The organism is Thalassospira sp. ABL2_045, assembly GCF_056161285.1.
In genome coordinates this window covers 1-2,052 of the sequence record NZ_JBSWYV010000029.1, presented here as the reverse complement: position 1 = coordinate 2,052, position 2,052 = coordinate 1, and the positions used below count along the sequence as shown (strand labels likewise).

Below are 2,052 nucleotides of genomic sequence, written 5' to 3'. Positions count from 1 at the left end.
CCTCCGGCACCAGATCACCGATACCGGGCGGCACAGAAACCGGGATGGCATAACTCGCCTCTCCGCTGGCCGTAACATCAAACTGACCGGAGAAATCACCCGAAACAGGGTTTTGGGAAAAAGCTGGAAAGACTGAAAAACCAACAAACGAAAAACACACAAATCCCGCCAAAAGGCGTGACATTCGGCTGCCTGCCTGCATCGATATTCCCCCGAGCTATCGTCTCAGCCCCTAAAGACTGCCCCTTCAACACTCGAAGATTATCGGCCAATATCAGCCACTTCAACTCTAAATATGCAACCTATGCGGAGTGGGGATGCATTATACTCTACCGATATTTGCCGACGAAAAGCATTCTATACCAACAACAGGAATCAAATGAAATTAGCATATGATTTCACACTAATCTCCCTCAACTTCAAATCACTATCCAAATATAAAATCACTTCATACCGGACATATTCACTGTCATTATACTTTGGAATGTCTACAGCAAGTGATTTTCGATCGGAAAAGTACTCATATCTCCAGCCCATATCCTCAATAACTTTTTCAATCTTCGATGCCGGATCGCCAATACTTAAGTTGTCCTCCAAAACACCGTATATTTCTTCTGTTTTATCTGAACAAGATGAAAGCCCAAATGAAAGAGCGGCTATCAACAAGGCGAGAAAGACCTTTCTCATTTTATTCTCCTCAAAATTTGTAGTCCCAGCCTGGAGCTGGCAAGACAGGTGAGGGCCTTGGAAAACCTAGGCTTTCAATATAACCAAATGCATATGAATTACTGTTGGATAACAGAGGGTGGTATGCATATCGTTCTTCTGCGAACGAATCTCTATATGCCTCCATATGAGAAGAAACTTCTTCACCTGTAGCTTCAATAACACCAATTGGCTGAATCGCGATGATATCACTTGGTTTATCAAAGAGCGACAGCACCTCCCCCCATTCAGTAGTGTATCCTTCAATCTCACCATACCCGTATCCACCTAACACTTGCTGTCCTGTCACAGCAGCTACAACCGCCCCTCCCCAGTTCGTTGATTTATAGGAATCTGAAGCTGAGCCAATTACTGTCCTGTTTGCGGGGCCAGCCCTATTGATATAAGCGACGCCAGTTTCAAGATCGACAGCCAAAACGGCCGCATGATACTGCCCATGCACATCGAATCCCGCCGCCTCCGTGTAAACAAGACCTACTGCTACATGGCCTCTTTCTTTGAATGCCTCAAATTCAATTTGGTTTGAGTACTTAGAAGACCTAAACCTCTCTCTGCTGATATTATTCTTCTCAAAGAACTCAATATTGTCATCATAAAATGCATTTTTCCTATTATTATACCCACCAGATATAATGCTATCTAACCACTGACCAAAACTCTGATCACCTTTTACCGCGTAAGGATTGGACAGCTCTTTTGAGGAGTTATCACTTTGACTTGGTGAATGGTCGTTGCCTCGATCTCTATCTCTTCCAAACCCAAAACCATCATACCCACCGATACCTCCTCGACCGTTCCCATCGCCATACTGGAACCCAGTTGGGTCTGTGTAAGAAAGCGGATTATTCACAACATAAGCGTAGCGATTAAAGTCCTGAGTGATGGTCGGATCCGGCACATTCGGATCGGGGCTGAGCATGCGGCCAAGTTCGGGATCATAGATGCGGCCATTCATATGGATGATGCCAACCGCATCAAGCTGTTCATGCCCGGTAAAACCACGCGGCGTATCAACCGGACGGATGGGTAGAAGGGCGGCTTCCCAAGTCGTTTCGCGGCGAGCACCGTGCGGGTCATATGCCATAGCCTCGCTGACAGCACCATTCTCATCCGTGGTCAGAACCACAGAACCGATATGATCAAGTGAGTACCAAAGTGTCTTTGTGGTTTGCGTTGTATCCTGCGCAATCTCGATCTTGTGGATCGCCAGGCTGGCATCATCGGCACGGATATAATGCAGATGCGTATCCACACCCGCCGTATCACCATTGCCATCCACCACTGTCCGGCGCTCATAGTAGCTCCCGACATAGGCCACTTCCTTGG

At 46.8% G+C, this 2,052-nt stretch carries 3 protein-coding genes; all 3 read right to left on the bottom strand.

Features of this window, described 5'->3' with window-relative positions; all coding sequences use genetic code 11:
• The coding region (locus tag ACXAIA_RS20570) for a hypothetical protein (RefSeq protein ID WP_475351000.1) at positions 1-184 on the bottom strand (184 nt) is incomplete at its 3' end.
• Positions 185-375: 191 nt separating this feature from the next.
• Positions 376-687, bottom strand: a complete 312-nt coding sequence (locus ACXAIA_RS20565; RefSeq protein ID WP_475350999.1) for a hypothetical protein — start codon at positions 685-687, stop codon at positions 376-378.
• Positions 688-697: 10 nt separating this feature from the next.
• A partial coding sequence (locus ACXAIA_RS20560) for an RHS repeat domain-containing protein (protein ID WP_475350998.1) occupies positions 698-2,052 on the bottom strand: 1,355 nt, incomplete at its 5' end.